Source organism: Helcococcus sp. SA-HE-C1, from assembly GCF_985670335.1.
Map to the genome: position 1 here is coordinate 552,785 of NZ_OZ484652.1, position 21,020 is coordinate 573,804.

A 21,020-nucleotide genomic window follows, 5' to 3' on the forward strand; every position below is an offset into this window, starting at 1 on the left:
GTAAATAAAGGTAGGGTATATATGAAAAATATAGTATTAGATGCAAAAGATTTTAAGAATAAAGAAGCATTTCACGATATAATGAAAGATAAATTCAATCTTCCCAGTTATTATGCTAGAAATATTAATTCTTTATCTGATTTATTATTTGAAAATAATGAATTAGACATTTTAATAATGAATACTGATAAAATTCTTGAAAATTTAGGAGATTACGGTAAAAGTGTATTAAAACTATTTGATAATTTAAATGAAAAAGATAAGTTCAATGTTAATTATATTTATGCTGGATGTTTTAGAGATGATTTAAATTATACAAAAAAAAATAATCTGTCTAACAAAGATAAATTTACGCTAAAAAATTTAGGCGATGAAAAAATAAAATTATCAGATTCAACATATATTGCAGAAGGTGCAAGAATAATAGGTAGTGTTTTAACTGAAGAAAATGTTAATATTTGGTATAATGCAACAATAAGAGCCGATTATAATTTTATTAAAATCGGAAAGAATTCTAACGTACAGGATAATTCGGTTATACATCTATCACATGATTCAAATGTGGAAATAGGATCAAATGTAACAATCGGTCATAGTGCAATTATTCATGGAGCAAAGATAAATGATAATGTAATAGTTGGAATGGGTTCCATTATTTTAGATGATGTTGTAATAGGAGAAAATACTATAATAGGAGCGGGTTCTCTTATTACAAAAGGAAAAATAATTCCAGCAGGTTCACTTGTATTAGGAAGTCCGGCTAAAGTTGTAAGAGAATTAACGATGGAAGAAATAGAATCGATTATAAGAAATGCAAATGACTATGTAAAAAATGCGCAAAAACATAATAGAAAATAATAAAAGTGAATTAATTAGCTGATCAGCTAATCAATTCACTTTTGTTTATGCTATTTTAATTATGTTAAATACTACTAAAAAAATAAATATTATAATTGAAACTATTACAAAAATATATGGATATATATTTGATGAATTTAGAGTATTTATCTCTTTTAATCTCTCTTTTTTTGCAATTGTATTAACAAATTGCTTACTTTCAGATAAAAATCTAAAAATAGGAACAGCAATAAGTGTCATGATTATAAATTCTGAAAGCATAACTTGTAGTGTCATTATATAAATATCACCAAATTGAGCAATAAAAGATAATTCAAATCCGATTATAAATGCAAATATAGTTGGCCATAGAGATGCAATAATAATATTTTTAGATTTTGAAATTAAAAATACAGAAATTGCAGTATGAAATGTTCCAAAGAAAAGATCTACAACACCTAATTCAGACCAAAAATTAGATATAAATACACCTAATGTAATCCCTATACTATGTACTGGATTAAAAAAAGCGAGTAAATTTATAATTTCAGCATATCTAAATTGAATTGGTCCATAAGCCAATCCTCCCATGCTTAAAACTAATGCAACATAGAGAGCTGCGATAATAGATTGTTGAGATATTTGTTTAAGTGTCAATTTGTTCATTTTTCCTCCTTGATTTTTTTAGTGGGTGCCAAGTAAACACTTGTCTATGTAGACTAAAAAAGATTATCATAATTTTATTTTATTGTCTAATTAATTATTCTATTTATTTTTGATATAATAAATATATAACGTTACAAAATTTGTAGATAATGTATGAGGAGGGAAAAATGCAAAAATATGTAGTTGGTATTGATATTGGCGGTAGAAGTATGAAATTTGGACTATTTACTGTAGATGGGGAGTTGGTAGATAAATCTAGCATTGTAACTAGAATTGATGATAATGGTAAATATATTTTACCTGAATTGGGGGATTATTTAGAAAAAATAATTAAAAAGTATAATTTAGATAAAAAAAATTTTATTGGAATAGGATTAGGAATACCTGGTCCCGTTTTACATAAATCAATTGCAAAGACTGCTGTAAATCTTGGATGGTATGAAAATGTTCATGTTAAAGAATATTTAGAAAATAGATTAGGTTTTGAAGTATTAGTTGAAAATGATGCGAATGTAGCAGCACTTGGTGAATTATGGAAAGGTGCAGCAGAAGGATTGAAAAATATTGTAATGGTAACACTTGGTACGGGTGTAGGTGGTGGTGTTGTTGTAGATGGTAATATAGTTTCTGGAACAACTGGCTCAGGTGGAGAAATCGGACACATACCATTTTTAGAAAAACCATTAAAGAGAACATGTGGTTGTGGTGGAAATAGGTGTTTTGAACAGGTAGCGTCAGCTACCGGTTTAGAGTATATTGCTCAAGATTATATTTTTGAACATGATAAAGAAACGGTATTGAAAAATTTAGATTTTATTGGTGGAAAGGAAATATTTGATGCAGCTAAAGATGGAGATAAAGTTGCCAATGAAATTGTAGACATTTACGCAAGTCATTTAGGAAGAGGATTTGGAATCATTTCAGCAATTATGGATCCCTCAATGTTTGTAATAGGTGGAGGAGTTTCTGCCGCTGGAGATTTATTACTAGATAAGATAAAAAAATCATATAAAGAAATGGCATTTTCAGTGACGTCTGATTGTCAATTTAAATTGGCAAAATTAGGAAACGATGCAGGCATATATGGTGCTGCAAAATTAATTTTAAGTTAGGAATATTATGGATATTATAGTTTCAAGACATATTAATAAAAACAAAAATAAGTTTTATGAGTTAATTCAAGATGACATAGCCAATGATAACATAGTTTATGTTATCGTTCCTGAACAATTTACACTTGGAACTGAAATAGAAATATTTGAGAAATTTAATTTTAAATCCACATTAAATGTTAGGGTTAAAAGTTTTAAGACTATTTTAGATGAGGTATTGTATCAAAAAGGGGGAAGAGCTCTTAATTTTTTAACGGATAAATCTAAATATGTAATGATTCAAATGATACTTATAAGCTTAAAAAAAGAACTAAGAGTTTTTCAAAAAAATATTTATGATAAAAAGTTTATAGAGTTATTAATTTCTTTTATAGAGTATATTGAGGATAATGATTTAGATATATCAACGTTATTAGATGATAACAATTTTAATAATCCTGAACTATATAAAAAGCTTAATGATATTAATTTAGTGATAAAAGAATTAAATAAATTAAGGAAATTATCAGACTATACAATAAAAAATAAAAAAAGATTAGCCATAGACAATATATCTGAAATGAACGAATATAGAAACATTTCATTTTATTATGATAGATTTAATGATATGTCTCCATATGAATTGGAAATACTATTGGAAATACAAAAAATTTCACATAAAACAGTATTAAATCTTACGCTTGACAGTAGGCTAATATCGAATGGATACGACATAAATAGTATTGGAGACTCTGATATATTTGATATCTCAAAAAAATTTTATGAAAAATTATACAAAAAAGTAAATGGGAATATAAACATTATCACTGATAATAACAAAGATTCACTAAATGAAATTGAAGTTTTAACTGATAATATGTTTAATTATGATATAGATAAAATCAAAAAGATATTTTCAGATAAAAAATTAAAAAATATAAAAATATCGAGATCAAATAATACAAGTGAAGAAATAGAGAATCTTGCTATTAATATTAAAAAAGATATTATAGATGAGAATTATGAATATTCAGATATTGCTATTTTATGTACAAATATATCTGAATATTCATCAAAAATAAAAAGAAATTTTAAATTGAATAAAATTCCTTTTTTTATTGATGAGAAGAGAGATTTATTAGATAATCCAATGGTAAAATTTATTAAAGCATCTATAGATTTATTAATTACCAATATGAGCACAGTTAGTATAACACAATTCTTAAAGGCATCTTTTTTTGACTTTGAAAGCAGAAAAATAAATACATTTCAAAAATATATAGAAAAAGGAAAATAGAATCAAAAATGATATTTGATGATAAATATTTTTCAGAAGATATTCTAAATTCTAGATACAAAGAAGAAGATTTCGAAGATTTTAAAATTGTTAATGAAATAAGAAACTATTTTATAAATCTATTTGACGAGGATATTAAAAATAATCTTATTTTTAATAAGAGAAAACGTGATTTCAAAGAATTTACAAGCTTAGTATATAAGTTTTTTGCGAATGAAAATATATTAGAATCTATATCTAAATATTATTCTAAAACTAATGAAAAATATTTAGATGAATTAATACTAATTTGGGATTCTTTTATAGATTCATTAGATGATTTATATTCGATAAATATAGAAAATAATATTAGCTTTTCAGATTATTGTGATATTTTATTGTCTGTAATAGATAACTTTAAGATAGGAATTATTCCTCCAAGCCAAGATAATGTAATTATAGGTGATATAAAGCGATCAAGATTTAATAAAGTTAAAAAACTTTATGTTATTGGAATGACAAACTTATTTTATCCAATTTCAAATAAAACCAATGATATTTTTCTCGAAGATGAAAAAAATGAATTAATAGAAAATGGATTTGAATTAAATACTTTGCAGGAATATATAAATTCAAATGACTTACTTTCATTCTATACATTGCTAAATTCTAGTGAAGAAAAAATTACATTTTCATACAGTTTAGTTGATTCCTCAAATGAATCTATGCTACCTTCGTCAATCTTAAATTGGATAAATGTGATGATACCTAAAGAAAATATTTTATTATCAACAGATAATTATAAGGATTATATATATAGCAGGACAAAATTGGCAAAATATTTGCCTAATATAGTAAATAAAATAAAAAAAGGCCATCAAAATAATTTTTCAGAAGTAGAATATACTTATTTAAGTAATATACTTGAAGCTGTAAAAAATAATAAAAACTTTACAAATATTAATTTAGCGTTAAATCTACAAAATAAAAATATGAGTAGACCCAAATTAAGTAAGGATATCGTTTCAAAAATATACAAAGGTTCAAAGTTTAGCGTTAGTCAGCTTGAAAGCTTTAATTCTAACCCTTATGAACATTTTATTAAATATGGAATAAAACCAAGAGAAGATAATACTTATGATATTTCTAGATTAGATACGGGAAATGTAATTCATGAGTTTTTAAGTAAATTTATAAATGATGTTTATATCAATAAAAATTATGATTTTGATAATATTTTTTCGGAAACTATAGATAAAACTTTTGAAAAATATAAAATTGCTGATAAAAAAAATAATTTCTTTATCAGCCACATGAAGGAATATGCAAAAACATATTCTGCAATTATATTAAAACAACTTGGAAACAACATAAATCAAATTTATTTTGAGGAACAATATGGAGATTCTAAGATATTTCCAGCAATAAAATTAAATATAGACGGAAAAGAATATAATATAGAAGGAAAGATTGATAGAGTAGATATTTTTAATTACTTAGGAAAAACATATTTTAGAGTTGTTGATTATAAAACAGGAAATAAAACTTTTGATATAGATAAAGTATATTACGGTATTGATCTTCAACTTATGCTTTACCTAAGGGCGGCCATAGAAAGTGTAAAAGATGGGAAACCATTAGGAGCATTTTATCAAAATTTAAGCAAAAAAATAATTTTACAAGAAAATGAAGATTCTATAAATATAGAAAAAATAATAGAAATACCCAAGGAATTGAAATTAAATGGATTAATCAATGATAACAAAGATTTATTTGAAGATCTCAATTTTGGTGATTCGAGTAAAGCCTCAAAATCAGAACATATATTCTTTTAGGGGAAATAAATATGCGTTGTTAGAAAAGGATAATTCTATACCAGAAGAAATGTTTTTTAAATTATTTAAGCTAAATGAAAATAAATTAAAAGATACTATTAAAAATATTTTGGATGGAAATATTTCGCTTTCTCCATATATGCTTAACGGTGTTACATCATATGAATATAGTAATTATAAAACTATAGATAAACAGGAAGGTCTAAAATATAATTATTTAAGTGAAATCAGCGTTGATGAACTTTTTAGAATATTACAGGAGAATGATGATGAGCAAAGTTAAATATACTGATGATCAAAAAAGAGCAATGTATGAAAAAAATAAGAATATAATTGTTTCTGCTCAGGCTGGTGCAGGTAAAACTCAGGTTTTAGTTGAGCGAATTATTAATATAATGGAAAAAGAGAATATCGATATACAAGATATGTTAATTGTAACTTTTACTAACAAAGCTGCTAGTGAAATGAAAAATAGAATTAAAAAGAAATTACAAAAAAAGATAATTAATGCAGCTGGATACGAAAAGAAATTTTATCAAAAACAATATAATAAGATAATTAATGCTCAAATTTCAACAATGCATGCATTTTGTGTAACATTGTTAAGAGGATATTTCTATAAGTTGGGAGTCAGTCCTGATTTTAAGTTGTTAAAAGGTTCTAGCCTTGATTTAATAAAATGGAAGATAATCAATAAAATTTTTGATGATTTATATCAAAAAGAGGATGAAGGATTTCTAGATTTAATTAGAGATTATTCTAGAAAATATTCTGATGAAGAAATAAAAGAAATGCTATTTGAAATATATAGATTTATACAATCTCAAGTTAATCCATTTGGTTGGTTAAGAGAAAAAATAAATTTATATAATGATAAAGAACAATTTAAGAAGCAAGAAAATATAGATAAATTAGATGAAAAAATAACAAAAATATACAAAAACAAGTTTGAAGATCTAAGAACAGATGCTTTATCAACTATGGAATATATTAAATCTTTATATAACGATAAATCTGGTGATCCATATTTTCTAACATTAGAAGCTGATTTAGAATACTTAAATGACAGTATTAGTAATATATCTAATTTTAAACACTTAAAATCTATTTCCGATAGTTTTAAATTTTCTACTAAGAAAAAAGCTGGAAATATAAAGGTGAACAAAAGCGATGAATTGACTAAATTTTCAAAATATATATCTTCATTGATAGATGTTTATAGAAATCCTTTTAAGACATTAGTTAAAGAAATAAATGATATAAATTTTAATGAAGAAGTTGAATATGAAATAAAAATGAAATCTATCTTAAATGTAATTTATATAATTTTAGAAAATTTTGATGAAAAATTTAGAGAAAGCAAGTTAAAACAAAATTCATTAGATTTCAATGATTTGGAACATTATACTATAAAACTTTTAGAAGATGAAGAGGTTGTAGAAGAGATAAAAAATAAATATAAGTATATATTTTTTGATGAATACCAGGATTCAAATCAGGTACAAAATTATATAGTAGAAAAAATAAAATCTGATACTAATTTATTTTTTGTAGGAGATATAAAGCAAAGTATATATAAGTTTAGATTGGCAGATCCCAATATTTTTAAGAATAGATATAATTTATATGCTAATGGAGTAGGAGATAATTTAGCAATTGATTTAGTAAAAAATTTTAGATCTGAAAAAAATCTTTTAGATTTTAATAATATTGTATTTAATTCAATAATGTCGGAAGAACTAGGAGATGTACAATATAACTCATCGGGTCATAGATTTAATAGTGGAAAAGATGAATATAACGGAAATTCTATTGTAGAGACAAATTATATATGTAAAAACCTTTCAGAACACGAAGCTAAGGCAATTTCAGGTAATGATTCAGAAAAATTTTCGAATGAAATTTTAGAAATAAATCCTGAGATAATTTTAGTTGCAAAAAAGATAAATGAAATAATTAATAAAGGTAATGATTACAAAGATATAGTTGTATTGTCTAGAACATCTGAACCTATTAGAAAAACTCAAGAATATTTAGATATGATAGGTATACCAAATTATTCAGATTCAAGCGTATTTTCATATGAAGATATAGAATTAAAAGTATTTATTCAAATCTTAAAGGCGATAGATAATGATAAAGATGATATAGTTTTACTTTCGACAATTACATCTACATTAGGTGGTTTTACAGATGAAGAAATTGCTAAAATTAGAGGGGAAGTTTCAAATGAATCATTTTATAAAAGATTTTACGACTATAAAGGCAGAGATGATTTAAGTGACGAGATTATTTCTAAAATAGTAAACTATATAGATAAAATAGAAAATTACAGACAAGAAGTACCACATGAATCTATATCTAATTTTATATGGAACGTTTTAGTAGATTCAGGTCATATGTCTTATGTTCTTTCTAAAGAAAATGGCGATAAAACTCTAGAAAATATAAAGATATTTATTGATGAAACAAGAGAGTTTGAAAATAATAACTTTCAAACTTATTCCTCATTCATAAATTATATAGATAGAATGATTGAAAAAAAATTATCAGAAAGGGAAGCTGGTGCAGATTTATCAGAGGAAGACAATGTCGTACGTTTGATGACTATCCATAAATCAAAAGGATTAGAATTTAAAAATGTTATTTTAATAAATTTAAACAAAGGTTTTAATAAAAATGATTTACAATCAAAGATTTCTATAAACGATAAATTAGGTATAGCAATAAGATTATATGACAAACAAAAGGATGAATATAAAAAATCTATCAATCAAATACTTATAAACGATTTAAAAGAAAAAGAACTACTTTCAGAAGAAATGAGAATTTTATACGTTGCACTATCAAGAGCAGAATCTAATTTGTTTTTAATATCATCAGGTAAGGAAGAAGATATTAAAATTCCGATATGTAGTTTATCAAGAATGAAATCATATCACGACTGGATATATTATGCTATAAGATCTCAAAATATAAGCGACTATATTAATTATAGACATAATGAATACCATATCAAAGATTTATATAAGGAAATTAAAAATGTTGATAATACTATAGAATACGAATTTTTTGAATCTAAATTTAAAAAAGATGAGACTATTGAAAGAATTATAAATCATGAATATATTGATAACAAAAAAGATATACCTTTTAAGAAAACGGTAAGTCAAATTTCTGCAAAAGAAAGAAATATGAGTTCTGATTTTAAGGAATTTGAACAAATATACCCGGAATATAAATATCAAATAAAATTACGAAGTCCTATGTTTGCTACAGAAAACTCAGAATATTTAGATCCGATTATAAAGGGTAGCCTATACCATTTTATATTTGAAAAAATAGAAAATAAAATTACATCATATGAAGAAATAAAAAAATTTCTGAAGGATTTACAAAATAAAGATTTTATTTCTCCTTTAGAATATAAATCTATAGATATAGAAATAATAAAAAAATATCTAGATTCAGATTTATATGAAAGAATATTAAAATCAAATAATGTATTTAGAGAAAAATCATTTACTATGTATATTAAAGAAAGAGAAAATAAAGTACTCGTAGATGGACAAATTGATTTATTTTTTATAGAAAATGATGAAATAGTATTGGTTGATTTTAAGACAAATAGAAAAATAGACAATAATTTATATGAAAAACAATTAGAATTATATAAAATTGGTTTAGAAGAAGCTACAGGAAAAAAGGTAAGGGAAAAAATACTTTATTGGGTTATGCATGGAAAGGCTACTATTATAAAATAAATATATGGTATTCAATCACACTTCTACACATCATAAATGGTTTCAAAAGGCTATTAAAGGTGATAAAAAATATCAAGATTACTATATATTCAAAGATTCTAAAAAAGGAAAAGAACCAACAAACTGGATTTTAAAATTTGGAGGTAGTGCTTGGAAATATATTGAATGTTTAGATAAATGGTATTTACATTTATTCCATGTTGAGCAAGCAGATTTAAACTGGAATAATCCAGAGGTTAGAGAGGAAATTTTTGATATTGTTAAATTTTGGAAGACAAAAGGTGTAGCAGGATTTAGACTAGATGTAATTAATTTAATCTCTAAACTTGAAGAGTATAAAGACGATTTCTCTGGTGATGATAGAAAATTTTATACTGATGGTCCTAATATTCATAAATACCTAAAAGAGTTGTCTCAAAGAGGAGGTTTTAATGAATTAATTACAGTTGGAGAAATGAGCTCAACAAGTCTTGAAAATTTAATGCCATATCAGGCAGTAGTTTAAAAAAAATAATATAATATATTATATTTAACCTGTAAGAAAAAAACTTCAAATATAATCTTAAAATAGACGATTTTTTATATTATAGAAATGAATATAATTAACATAAATAGTGAGTTTTACTAAATCATAAATAAAACAATCAAAATTGTATTTTATAATAAAATACAATTTTAATTGTTTTAAAAAGTACTTATCAAATATTTTATATTAGTAGTATTGCTGAAATAATTAAAAGTTAATAAACAGCTACTAATCCCTTATCAGTATTTATTATATCAATCTCTGCGTCATATATATTAGATAAAATTTCTTTATTCATTATTTTATCTACTGTATCATAAACTATAATTTCTCCATTTTTCATTGCAATAATATTATCCGAGTATCGTGCTGCAAAATTAATATCATGCATAACTAAAATGATTGTTCTATTGAATTTTTCGCATGCGTCTCTTAAATGTTTCATCATTTGAACGGATCTCTGATATGTCAAGATTATTTAATGGTTCATCTAGCAGAACATATTCTGTTTCTTGACATAAAACCATTGCTACATAAGCTCTTTGTCTTTGTCCGCCTGATAATTCATCCAAATATCTATTTTCCAAATCTTTTAATGATAAAAAGTTAATATATTTATCAATTATTACTTGATCTTCAAATGTTAATCGACCTTGAGAATACGGAAAACGACCAAAACTAACTAATTGTCTAACCGTAAGTCTAGTCACAAAGTGATTTTCTTGTCTTAATATAGTTATGATTTTTGCGATATCAGATGATTTAGATTTTTGAACATTTAAATTAGCAATCTTTATAAGTCCCTCATCCATTTCTAATAGACGACCAATCATTAAAAGTAATGTTGATTTTCCAGCCCCATTTGGACCTATCAGTGATGTGATACCAGATTTAGGGATTTCAAGATTTAATGGACCAATTGAAACTTCTTTGGAATATATTTTTTTTACATTATTTATTTTTATCATAGATTTCCCTTTCTTAATAAGATAAATAGGAAGGTTATGCCACCAAATAATTCAATTATTATTGCAACAACACCTTGAGCATAAAATATATGGTTCATTATAAAATATGATGCTGTTAAAATTAAGTACGAAATAAATATAGACATTGGAAGCATATATTTATGATCAAAAGTGGGACAGGCTTGATAAGTTAGCATTACTACTAAAAAACCTAAAAAATTAATTGGTCCAATTAATGCAGTACTTACAGCTATTAATATAGAAATTAATATTAACATGTATATGGTCATAGTTTTATAATTCACACCTAAATTAATAGAAATATCTTTTCCGAGTCCTATTACATTTAATTTGTTAGAATTCAGCAATAATAAAAGCGTGCAGATTATAACTATAGGTATAGCTATTGGAAAGCTTTCATTACTTGAATTATTTACTGAAGCAAATAATCTGGCTTGTAAAATATCATACTCGTTTGGAGAGATTAATCTTGACATGAAAGATGATATGGATTTAATCCGGATCCTAAAACAATACCGACCAATAAAAGTAGTTGTATATTGCTATTATTATTAGCTAAAAGCCAATAATAAAGTAATAAACAAAAAACAACCATTATAATTACTTGAAAAATAAATGCGTAATTTCCTGTAAAATTAATTAATGCAGTTAATCCAAAAAAATAAAGTGTAGCTGTTTGTATAGTAGAATATAAAGCTCCAAAACCTAATAAAGAGGGTGTAACTATTTTATTATTTACTACGGTTTGAAAGCTTATTGTTGCTACACTATGGCATACAGAAGCAATCGAAATGGCAATAATTGTATCAATTCTTCTTTGAACAACGGGAAGAAATGAAGGAGAGTCTATCGGTACAGGATTATTATACACAAGTAACCCATATGTAAACAATAAAGATAATATAAAAAAAACAAAAATTTTCAAATAATATGAGTATAATGTTTTTTTATCTCTAAAAGATAAATGAAATATCATTTGATCACCTTTCTATTTAATAGTAAAAATATAAATATAGCAGCACCTAAAGTTCCCATTATTAAGGATACAGGCACTTCAAATGGCATTATAATAATTCTCGCTAAAACATCACAAGCAAGCAAGACAATAGCTCCCATTAATGCTACAATAGGTAAATTAGTCCTTAAATCATCACCAAAATATTTTGAAATAATATTAGGAACGATTAATCCTAAAAAAGGAATATAACCAATAACAGATGCTACAATCCCTATTGTCATAGATATTAAAAGTGTAGCAATAACAATGATTTTATCGTAGTTTATGCCAAGGCTAATAGATATATCTTCTCCTAAACCGGCTACGGTTAACTTATCAGCAAATTTATATATTGCAATTGTTACCAATATTATAATCCATAAAAGTTCATATCGACCACTTTCAATAGTTGAAAAAGATCCAGAAAACCATACTCCTAAAATTTGCGTCATGTTTAGTGTTAAACCAATAAAAGTAGAAATAGAAGATACAATGGCTCCGTACATTATACCTATAATTGGAACTATTACCGAAGATTTAAGTTTAACCCTCCTTATAAGGAAGAAAAAAATTATTGTTCCAATAAATGAGAAAAAAATAGCACTGATAGTTCTTTGGAAAACAGTAGGTGATGGTAATAACACGCTTATAAATATCAAACCTAAACCAGCCCATTCGAGTGTTCCAGTGGTTGTTGGCTCTACCATTTTATTTCTTGTTATAATTTGCATTACCAGACCGGATACGGACATGGCAACAGCAGTCAAAATTATTGCTAATGTTCTAGAAACTCTAGAAATTAAAAAAATCTCTAAACCTCTTTTGTTAGTGCTTATATCATAAGATCCAGTAAGCAGGGAAGTTATTGACAGAATAACAAGTAAAACACTAAAAATTTTTATATATTTAATTTTATTAATTTTAAGACCTAAAGGCTGTTTGTTTTCAGTCTTTAGGTCTCTATTTGATTTATTAAACAATCAATTCCTCATTTATTATTTATTTAAAAATGTAGATAATTCAGTAAATATTTTAGTCCATGTTTGTATTGATTCATTAGCATAAGTTTCTTTTGGTGCATAATAAACCTTGTTATTTTTTAAAGCATTTGTTTCTTTTAAAACTTTAGAACCTTCGATAACATCTTTAGCTAATTTACTTTCTTTTTTGCCATAGGCAGCATCTCTATCTAATACTAATAAAGCATCAGGATTATTTTGTGCAATTGATTCAACGCTAATATCATCACCTTTATGATCTGAACTTGCGTTATTGATTTTTAATGCTGGTTTTAAACCTAAGATATCAAATACTGGTCCCCATACTCTACCTGAAACAGGTGCAGAATATCCTATTTTATTTCCTGAAACTATTAAACCGGCAAATTTTTTATCTGTTTTGATATCTTTAGCAGTTTTAACAGCAGTGTCAAATTTAGAAATTAAATCTTTTGCTTCTTTTTCTTTATTAAAAATCTTTCCTAAAATTTCTGTATTTCTCTTTAATCCATCTATTAATAATTTACCTGGTTCATCTGACTTTAGTTCAATATTTATATCTAAAACTATAGAATTAGGTAGTAATTTTTTTATAGTATCATAGTGTTGAACAAATCTTTGACCTACTATTACTATCTCTGGATTTTCAGCTGCAAGTAATTCAAACTTTGGCTCTCTATGATTTCCTAAGTCTTTTACAGTTTCGTCAGATTTTATTTTACTTTCTACAGGTAAAATTAATTTCGGAGCTGATTTTAACTTAATACCCCAATCTTCTATAGTTTGATAAGATCTGCTATCAAGAACAACTATAGACTTTGAATTTAAAGGAACCTTGTGTTTTCCTCTATTATCTTCTATTTCAATAGTTGTAGATTTTTTTTCAGACATGGTTTCTTTTGAATCTTTAGTTTCTTCCTTTATTGATTCTTTCACAGTCTCCTTTTTGGATTCACTTGTTTTGTTATCATTATTTTTTGTGCATGATACAAATATCATCGTTAATATTAATAATGCCATAAATAATTTATTTTTATTTAATAGTTTCATTTTCACCTCTTAATTATTTTGTAGTTTTATCATTTCTCTAGAGATTTTGAATATTCAGTTAAAGTTTTATTTAACATATTTAAGTATAGGGAAAATAAAAAGCGATGTCAATAAATCAAGGAATAAAACCAGACTATTTTACTCTAGTTTTAAAGAAACATTGAAAAATACATACCAATAAAACTTTATAAAAAATTAATTTTTTGTTATAATTTAATGAAATGTTTAAGAGGTATATTACTATATAATTAAAACAAAATTATATAATATAATTTAAGACAGGAGATTATATGGAAAATGAATACAATTCAATAAAATTAATAAATAGATTTATCCCATATTACGCAAAATATAAAAATTTGTTTTTAAGTGATATGTTAGCTGCTATACTCACAGTAGTTGCAGAAATATCGTTACCATTAATTTTAAGAAGTATAATAAATATTGCTACAGACGACATATCAAAATTGACACTTGAATATATTTTAATAATTACAGCGATATATATTATATTAAAAGCAGTAGAAGTATTATCTACATTTTATATGCAAAAATATGGTCATATTATGGGAGCTAAGATTGAAAAAGATATGAGAAAAGAAGTGTTTTCTCATATACAATATTTAAGTGACGAATTCTTTAGTAAAAACAAGATTGGACAACTTTTAGCAAGAGTCACAACAGACTTATTTGATGTGACAGAATTTGCCCATCATTGTCCTGAAGAATTTCTTGTTGCAATAGTAAAAATTGTGGTAACTTTTGTGATTTTAATTTCAATAAATGTTCCTATGACGCTGCTTATGTTTTCCATGATTCCATTAATGTTAATTCTAACAAATAAAACGAGAAAACAAATTAGAATTGAACAAATGTCACAGCGACATCAAATTGGTGAAATTAATTCAAGTATAGAAGATTCTTTATTGGGTATAAAGGTTATAATATCTTTTTCTAATGAAAAAATTGAAATAGAGAAGTTTGAAAAAGGAAACTCTGTTTTCTTTAGGATTAAAGCTAAATTTTACAGTCAAATGGCAAAATTTAATGCAATAACAAAAGTATTTGATGCTTTAATGCATATATCTGTCATTGTGTTGGGTGGTATTTTTCTAATGAGTGGTAAAATAACTTCTGGAGATTATATACTTTATAGTATGTTTACAACGACACTATTATCATCTATAGCAAGAATAATAAATTTCATAGATGTATTTGAAAAAGGTATAACAGGAATACAAAGATTTTTTAAGATTAAGGATACAGTACCTGAAATTATAGATTCAGAAAACGGAATAGAATTAGAAAATGTAAAGGGAAATATAAGATTTAACAATGTTCAATTTTCTTACAATAATTCTAGTGATATTGAAGATAAAAAATTAGTCTTAAATAATGTGAATTTATATATAGAAGCTGGTTCTAAAATAGCTTTAGTAGGTCCGTCAGGTGGTGGAAAAACTACTTTAACTAATTTAATACCACGATTTTATGATGTTGATTATGGTGAAATAACTATTGACGGTATTGATATTAGAAATATAAAATTAAAATCATTGAGAAATAGCATCGGTATCGTTCAACAAGATGTATATCTATTTAGTGGTACAATTGCTCAAAATATCTCTTATGGAAAATTAGATGCATCAGATGAAGAAATAATAAATGCATGTAAAATGGCAGGAGCTATGGAATTTATTGATAATCTACCAAATGGCATCCACACATATGTAGGAGAACGGGGTGTAATGTTGTCTGGTGGACAAAAACAAAGAATAAGCATTGCTAGAGTTTTCTTAAAAAATCCACCAATACTAATTTTAGATGAAGCGACATCATCCTTAGATAATAAAAGTGAACAAATAGTTCAAAAATCGTTACAATTACTATCTAAAGGAAGAACAACAATTACAATTGCTCACAGGCTATCAACTATAGTAAACGCTGATGAAATCATAGTATTAACAGAAAAAGGAATAAGGGAAAAAGGAACACATAAAAAATTATTAGAAAAGAAAGGTGAATATTATACTCTATATAATAGAGTAGATAATCATATAATGGGTTAAAAATGAAAAAAATATTTGGGAATATAATCTATATATTTGGTGTTTTTTTAGATTATTTATTAAGAGGTCTATTGCTTATAGTAGAAGGGATAATTAAAATATCAGATGCAATTAAAAAATTATTTATAATTCTTGCTGGGGTTGCATTGATTGGAATGTTTATGTTTCCTTTACTATTCTTAGCGTTATTTACACCATTAGGAGTAACATTTTTTATATTTGTTTTAATCATTTGGGGGATTTCTTCTCTTGGGCGTTTGTCATATAATAAATTACGTGAGTGGCATTATGTTTCAACAAATTATTTTTATGATTGTGCTAATTTTTATATAAATGGAAACCATAAAAATAAAATATTTAGTGAGTATAAAAAAGAATATTATGATGAATTAAATAGAAAATTTGAAGAACAAAGAAGACGTGAGGAAAAAGAAAGAAGAAAACGTCAAGAGGCAGAAAATGAAAAATGGAGAAAGTTTTTTGAGGAAAATTTTAGAAGTTATAATCAAGGGGGATATTACTCAGGGAATTCTCAAAATTCTAGGTATAATACATTTTCTACCTTTAAATCTCAATATGAAAATGCATGTGATGTGTTAGGCGTTCCATACTCATCTTCTTTTAATGAAATAAAATCTGAATATAGGAAATTAGCTAAAAAATATCACCCAGATTTAAGTGCCGAGAGAAATGCAGAAGAAATGTTTAAGAAAATTAATAATGCATTTGACTTCTTATCAGAAGAAAATGTAAATCGATATAATAATTTATAAATAACAGATACTACAACAATTTATATAAAGCAGAAAATTTAATTAAAGCGAAAAATAATTTTAATATTAAAGGTGGAAAAATGATAAAATCAAATATTACAAAAAAAGAAAATCAAGAAGAAATATATTTAGCAGGCGGTTGTTTTTGGGGGACACAAGCATATTTTGATCAGGTGGAAGGTGTTATATCTACAGAGGTAGGATATGCTAATGGCAAAATAGAAAACCCAACATACAAACAAGTGTCGACAGGAGCTACTGGATTTGTTGAAACAACAAAAATTATATTTGACATTGCTAAAATAAATCTATATCAAATCTTAGAACACTATTTTAGAACAATAAATCCGACATCGATTAACAAACAAGGTGGAGATATTGGTACACAATATAGAACAGGAATTTACTCTACAAGTGATAAACAAAAGTATATTGTAGATGATTTTTTAAGTTACATTCAAGTGAATTATGATAAAAAAATTGTTGTTGAGAATAAAAGAATTGAAAATTATTATATAGCAGAAGATTATCATCAAAAATATTTGTTAAAAAATCCAAACGGATATTGTCATGTTGATTTATCACTCGCAGATGAAAAAACAAAATTTGAAAAATATAATAAACCAGAAAATGATGAGTTGAAAACAAAGTTAAGTCAATTAGAATATTCTGTTACTCAAGAAGGTGCAACGGAAAAACCATTTTCGCATGAGTACAATTCTAATTACGAAAAAGGTATATACGTTGATATTGTAACAGGACAGCCTTTATTTGCGTCTACAGATAAATTTGATTCGGGGTGCGGATGGCCATCATTTAGTAAACCAATTGAAAACAGCTCAGTAAACTATTTTGAGGATAATAGTCTAAGTAGAAGAAGAGTAGAAGTTAAAAGTAAAACAGGAGATTCTCATCTTGGTCATGTGTTTAACGATGGACCAGAAGAAAAAGGTGGATTAAGATATTGTATTAATGGAGCTAGCTTGAAATTTATAGCTTATAATAAAATGGATGAAGAAGGATACTCTGAGTACAAAAAAATAGTGGAGTAATCATGAGTAGAAAACCTGAAACTAGAAAAATAAATAGAAATCGAAAAAGAACTAATACAAGAGGTAAAAGAAGAACTAAGAAAAATAGAAAAAAAAGAATCAATATATTTAAGGTAATTAGATTATTATTCATTATAATTTTAATAGTAGTAATAGTATCTTTTTCAAAAAAACATCTTTTTTCAAAAAAAATAGATTATAGAAATAATATAAAATATTATGAGCAGACAGATTACAATAGTAGATTTAGAGCGTTCAATAATAGTTTATTTCTAAATAGAATAGAGAAAACAGAAAACAATATAAATGAAAAATTAGAATATGATCGTGAATTGAGTAGTTTAATAGATGATAACGAAGAATCATATATACTATCCCAATTATATAGATATTTAAATAAAGAAAAAATTGACATATATAAAATAAGTTTATATGTAAAGACAGATAAATATACATTAAAACTTAATGAAAATAAAGAAATTAAATTTAATAATAAATTTTTTGTTACGGCCAAAATAGTTTCAGAATTAGAAAAGAATAATATAAACTTAAATGAAATGATTAAATTTAATAAAGAGGACTTTAAGATAAGTAGTAAAATATACAATAAAAACTCAACAGAAGATACATTATCAAATTTGTTAAAAAACTATATACATCAGTCTGATGATTTTTCAAAAAGAGTAATAAACAGACATATAAAAGAAAAAATAAAATTGGAGAATAATAATGTATTCGAAATAGAAAACAAAAAATTATCGATGTATCTTGAAGATTTTATATCTTATAATCAGAGTAAATATAAAAATGATATTATATATTCTGGTCTATTAGATAATAATTCTGAATATTTCCTCAATAATCACAAACCCTCAAATTTTGAAAATATTATACTTACATCCAAAGAAAATTATCTAGAAGTCGGAAAATATTCCTATAAAACAGGAATATATTACTCTATATATACAAATGGTCTCCCTGATGAAGTTATAAAAAATATAGGATATATAATAATAAATAGTATAGATAAAGTTGAAAATATAAGAACCTTATACTATTAAGAGTAGTCTATCACAGAATCATGACTGTGATAGATTTTTTTTGAGATAAAAATCTTGACAAAATAAAATAAAATTGATAAGATACAGAAACCGTTGAAAAAACGGTTAAAAATAATATCAAAAAAAACTTGACAATAAGTTGTATAGTTGGTATTATATAAAAGTTGTCGTAAAAAATAATTTACGACAATAAAAAATAAGAAAAAAAACTTGACAAAAGATTTTATTCTTATTATACTTTAATAGTTGTCTCAAAAAAGGCTTTAAAAATAAATATTTGACAAAGCACTTAAAAGATGATAACATTAAATAACACTCTTCTGGCTAAGAAGAAGTGTATATAAAGAACCTAAACAAATAAATAACGTCAATAACTTTTGAGTTGATAATTTCAAAAATAATTATATAAGCTAAATCAAACTTTATTTTGAGAGTTTGATCCTGGCTCAGGACGAACGCTGGCGGCGTGCTTAACACATGCAAGTTGAACGAGAAATTTATGATTGATTCTTCGGATGAAAGATTAAATGGAAAGTAGCGAACGGGTGAGTAACACGTGAGAAACCTGCCTATTACAAAGGGATAGCCTCGGGAAACCGGGATTAATACCTTATGATACATTTTAATCGCATGATTTAGATGTTAAAGTTTTTTCGGTGATAGATGGTCTCGCGTCTGATTAGCTAGATGGTAGGGTAATGGCGTACCATGGCGACGATCAGTAGCCGGATTGAGAGGTTGAACGGCCACACTGGAACTGAGACACGGTCCAGACTCCTACGGGAGGCAGCAGTGGGGAATTTTGCACAATGGGGGAAACCCTGATGCAGCGACGCCGCGTGAATGATGAAGGCCTTCGGGTTGTAAAGTTCTGTCCTTGGTGAAGATAATGACTGTAACCAAGAAGCAAGCCCTGGCTAAATACGTGCCAGCAGCCGCGGTAATACGTATGGGGCAAGCGTTGTCCGGAATTATTGGGCGTAAAGGGTACGTAGGCGGTTTACTAAGTCTGAATTAAAAGGCAGTGGCTCAACCATTGTAAGGTTTAGATACTGGTAAACTTGAGTAGATGAGGGGAAAGTGGAATTCCATGTGTAGCGGTGAAATGCGTAGATATATGGAGGAACACCTGTGGCGAAGGCGACTTTCTGGAATCTAACTGACGCTGAGGTACGAAGGCGTGGGGAGCAAACAGGATTAGATACCCTGGTAGTCCACGCAGTAAACGATGAGTGCTAGTTGTCGGGGGTCAAACCTCGGTGACGCAGCTAACGCATTAAGCACTCCGCCTGGGGAGTACGTACGCAAGTATGAAACTCAAAGGAATTGACGGGGACCCGCACAAGCAGCGGAGCATGTGGTTTAATTCGAAGCAACGCGAAGAACCTTACCAAGGCTTGACATATACATGACGAGTTTAGAGATAGGCTTTTCCCTTCGGGGACATGTATACAGGTGGTGCATGGTTGTCGTCAGCTCGTGTCGTGAGATGTTGGGTTAAGTCCCGTAACGAGCGCAACCCTTGTCTTTAGTTACCAGCGAGTAATGTCGAGGACTCTAGAGAGACTGCCGGTGATAAACCGGAGGAAGGTGGGGATGACGTCAAATCATCATGCCCTATATGTCTTGGGCTACACACGTGCTACAATGGTCTGAACAAAGTGCAGCTAACTCGTGAGAGCAAGCGAATCACATAAAACGAATCTCAGTTCGGATTGCAGGCTGCAACTCGCCTGCATGAAGTCGGAGTTGCTAGTAATCGTGGATCAGCAACGCCACGGTGAATGCGTTCCCGGGTCTTGTACACACCGCCCGTCACACCATGGGAGTTGGCAATACCCGAAGTCGTCGAGCTAACCTTTTAGGAGGCAGACGCCGAAGGTAGGGTCAATAACTGGGGTGAAGTCGTAACAAGGTAGCCGTATCGGAAGGTGCGGCTGGATCACCTCCTTTCTAAGGAAAAGTTAATGGAGAAATAAGTATTCATTAACAAAAAAAAGAAATTACGACTCAGTCAAGTGTTGGCGTTATTGTTT

18 protein-coding genes and 1 rRNA gene are annotated in these 21,020 nt (G+C 26.9%); 12 read left to right on the forward strand and 7 right to left on the reverse strand.

Annotation, left to right across the window (positions count from 1 at the left end):
* The first annotated feature begins 21 nt into the window (after positions 1–21).
* Entirely contained in the window at positions 22–858 is an 837-nt protein-coding gene (locus AC4KN9_RS02960) for a barstar family protein (RefSeq protein WP_491017172.1), read from the forward strand.
* A 45-nt stretch (positions 859–903) separates the two neighbouring features.
* On the opposite strand, the gene AC4KN9_RS02965 is transcribed toward AC4KN9_RS02960, so the two are convergent.
* Complete coding sequence (locus tag AC4KN9_RS02965; protein ID WP_491017173.1) at positions 904–1,503, reverse strand: QueT transporter family protein; 600 nt, start codon at positions 1,501–1,503, stop codon at positions 904–906.
* A gap of 167 nt (positions 1,504–1,670) precedes the next feature.
* Here AC4KN9_RS02965 and AC4KN9_RS02970 point away from each other — a divergent pair, with 167 nt between their 5' ends.
* From AC4KN9_RS02970 to AC4KN9_RS02995, 6 genes are read left to right on the forward strand one after another with little or no spacing between them, the layout of a single operon-like run.
* Positions 1,671–2,615 (forward strand): ROK family glucokinase, encoded by a 945-nt coding sequence (locus AC4KN9_RS02970; protein WP_491017174.1) that lies wholly within the window; start codon positions 1,671–1,673, stop codon positions 2,613–2,615.
* Between the two features lie 7 nt (positions 2,616–2,622).
* Positions 2,623–3,891 (forward strand): PD-(D/E)XK nuclease family protein, encoded by a 1,269-nt coding sequence (locus AC4KN9_RS02975; protein WP_491017175.1) that lies wholly within the window; start codon positions 2,623–2,625, stop codon positions 3,889–3,891.
* 8 nt (positions 3,892–3,899) lie between these two features.
* A complete protein-coding gene (locus AC4KN9_RS02980; RefSeq protein ID WP_491017176.1) occupies positions 3,900–5,705 on the forward strand; it encodes a PD-(D/E)XK nuclease family protein in 1,806 nt (601 codons plus the stop codon).
* A gap of 16 nt (positions 5,706–5,721) precedes the next feature.
* Entirely contained in the window at positions 5,722–5,988 is a 267-nt protein-coding gene (locus tag AC4KN9_RS02985; protein ID WP_491017177.1) for a hypothetical protein, read from the forward strand.
* The gene (locus AC4KN9_RS02990; RefSeq protein ID WP_491017178.1) at positions 5,975–9,469 is read left to right on the forward strand and encodes a UvrD-helicase domain-containing protein; all 3,495 of its coding nucleotides are present in this window, start codon (positions 5,975–5,977) and stop codon (positions 9,467–9,469) included. The genes AC4KN9_RS02985 and AC4KN9_RS02990 overlap by 14 nt, the downstream gene beginning before the upstream one ends.
* Before the next feature lie 4 nt (positions 9,470–9,473).
* Complete coding sequence (locus AC4KN9_RS02995; protein ID WP_491017179.1) at positions 9,474–9,974, forward strand: alpha-amylase family glycosyl hydrolase; 501 nt, start codon at positions 9,474–9,476, stop codon at positions 9,972–9,974.
* Between the two features lie 235 nt (positions 9,975–10,209).
* On the opposite strand, the gene AC4KN9_RS03000 is transcribed toward AC4KN9_RS02995, so the two are convergent.
* From AC4KN9_RS03000 to AC4KN9_RS03025, 6 genes are read right to left on the reverse strand one after another with little or no spacing between them, the layout of a single operon-like run.
* Positions 10,210–10,440 (reverse strand): hypothetical protein, encoded by a 231-nt coding sequence (locus tag AC4KN9_RS03000; protein WP_491017180.1) that lies wholly within the window; start codon positions 10,438–10,440, stop codon positions 10,210–10,212.
* A complete protein-coding gene (locus AC4KN9_RS03005) occupies positions 10,403–10,963 on the reverse strand; it encodes an ATP-binding cassette domain-containing protein (protein WP_491017181.1) in 561 nt (186 codons plus the stop codon). Before AC4KN9_RS03005 ends, AC4KN9_RS03000 begins: the two co-directional genes overlap by 38 nt.
* On the reverse strand, positions 10,960–11,460 hold the full coding sequence (locus AC4KN9_RS03010; RefSeq protein ID WP_491017182.1) for an iron chelate uptake ABC transporter family permease subunit: 501 nt from the start codon (positions 11,458–11,460) through the stop codon (positions 10,960–10,962). Before AC4KN9_RS03010 ends, AC4KN9_RS03005 begins: the two co-directional genes overlap by 4 nt.
* Complete coding sequence (locus AC4KN9_RS03015; protein WP_491017183.1) at positions 11,448–11,960, reverse strand: iron chelate uptake ABC transporter family permease subunit; 513 nt, start codon at positions 11,958–11,960, stop codon at positions 11,448–11,450. The genes AC4KN9_RS03010 and AC4KN9_RS03015 overlap by 13 nt, the downstream gene beginning before the upstream one ends.
* Entirely contained in the window at positions 11,957–12,961 is a 1,005-nt protein-coding gene (locus AC4KN9_RS03020; RefSeq protein WP_491017184.1) for an ABC transporter permease, read from the reverse strand. The genes AC4KN9_RS03015 and AC4KN9_RS03020 overlap by 4 nt, the downstream gene beginning before the upstream one ends.
* A gap of 15 nt (positions 12,962–12,976) precedes the next feature.
* Positions 12,977–14,029: a siderophore ABC transporter substrate-binding protein gene (locus tag AC4KN9_RS03025; RefSeq protein ID WP_491017185.1), complete on the reverse strand. Its 1,053-nt coding sequence runs from the start codon at positions 14,027–14,029 to the stop codon at positions 12,977–12,979.
* Positions 14,030–14,319: 290 nt separating this feature from the next.
* On the opposite strand from AC4KN9_RS03025, the gene AC4KN9_RS03030 reads away from it, so the two are divergent.
* From AC4KN9_RS03030 to AC4KN9_RS03050, 5 genes are all read left to right on the forward strand, one after another.
* A complete protein-coding gene (locus tag AC4KN9_RS03030) occupies positions 14,320–16,098 on the forward strand; it encodes an ABC transporter ATP-binding protein (RefSeq protein WP_491017186.1) in 1,779 nt (592 codons plus the stop codon).
* Between the two features lie 2 nt (positions 16,099–16,100).
* A complete protein-coding gene (locus AC4KN9_RS03035) occupies positions 16,101–16,871 on the forward strand; it encodes a DnaJ domain-containing protein (protein ID WP_491017187.1) in 771 nt (256 codons plus the stop codon).
* Between the two features lie 80 nt (positions 16,872–16,951).
* Positions 16,952–17,923: a peptide-methionine (R)-S-oxide reductase MsrB gene (gene msrB, locus AC4KN9_RS03040; protein ID WP_491017188.1), complete on the forward strand. Its 972-nt coding sequence runs from the start codon at positions 16,952–16,954 to the stop codon at positions 17,921–17,923.
* A gap of 2 nt (positions 17,924–17,925) precedes the next feature.
* Positions 17,926–18,984, forward strand: a complete 1,059-nt coding sequence (locus AC4KN9_RS03045; RefSeq protein WP_491017189.1) for a hypothetical protein — start codon at positions 17,926–17,928, stop codon at positions 18,982–18,984.
* A 423-nt stretch (positions 18,985–19,407) separates the two neighbouring features.
* Positions 19,408–20,937, forward strand: a 16S ribosomal RNA gene (locus AC4KN9_RS03050).
* Positions 20,938–21,020: the final 83 nt, after the last annotated feature.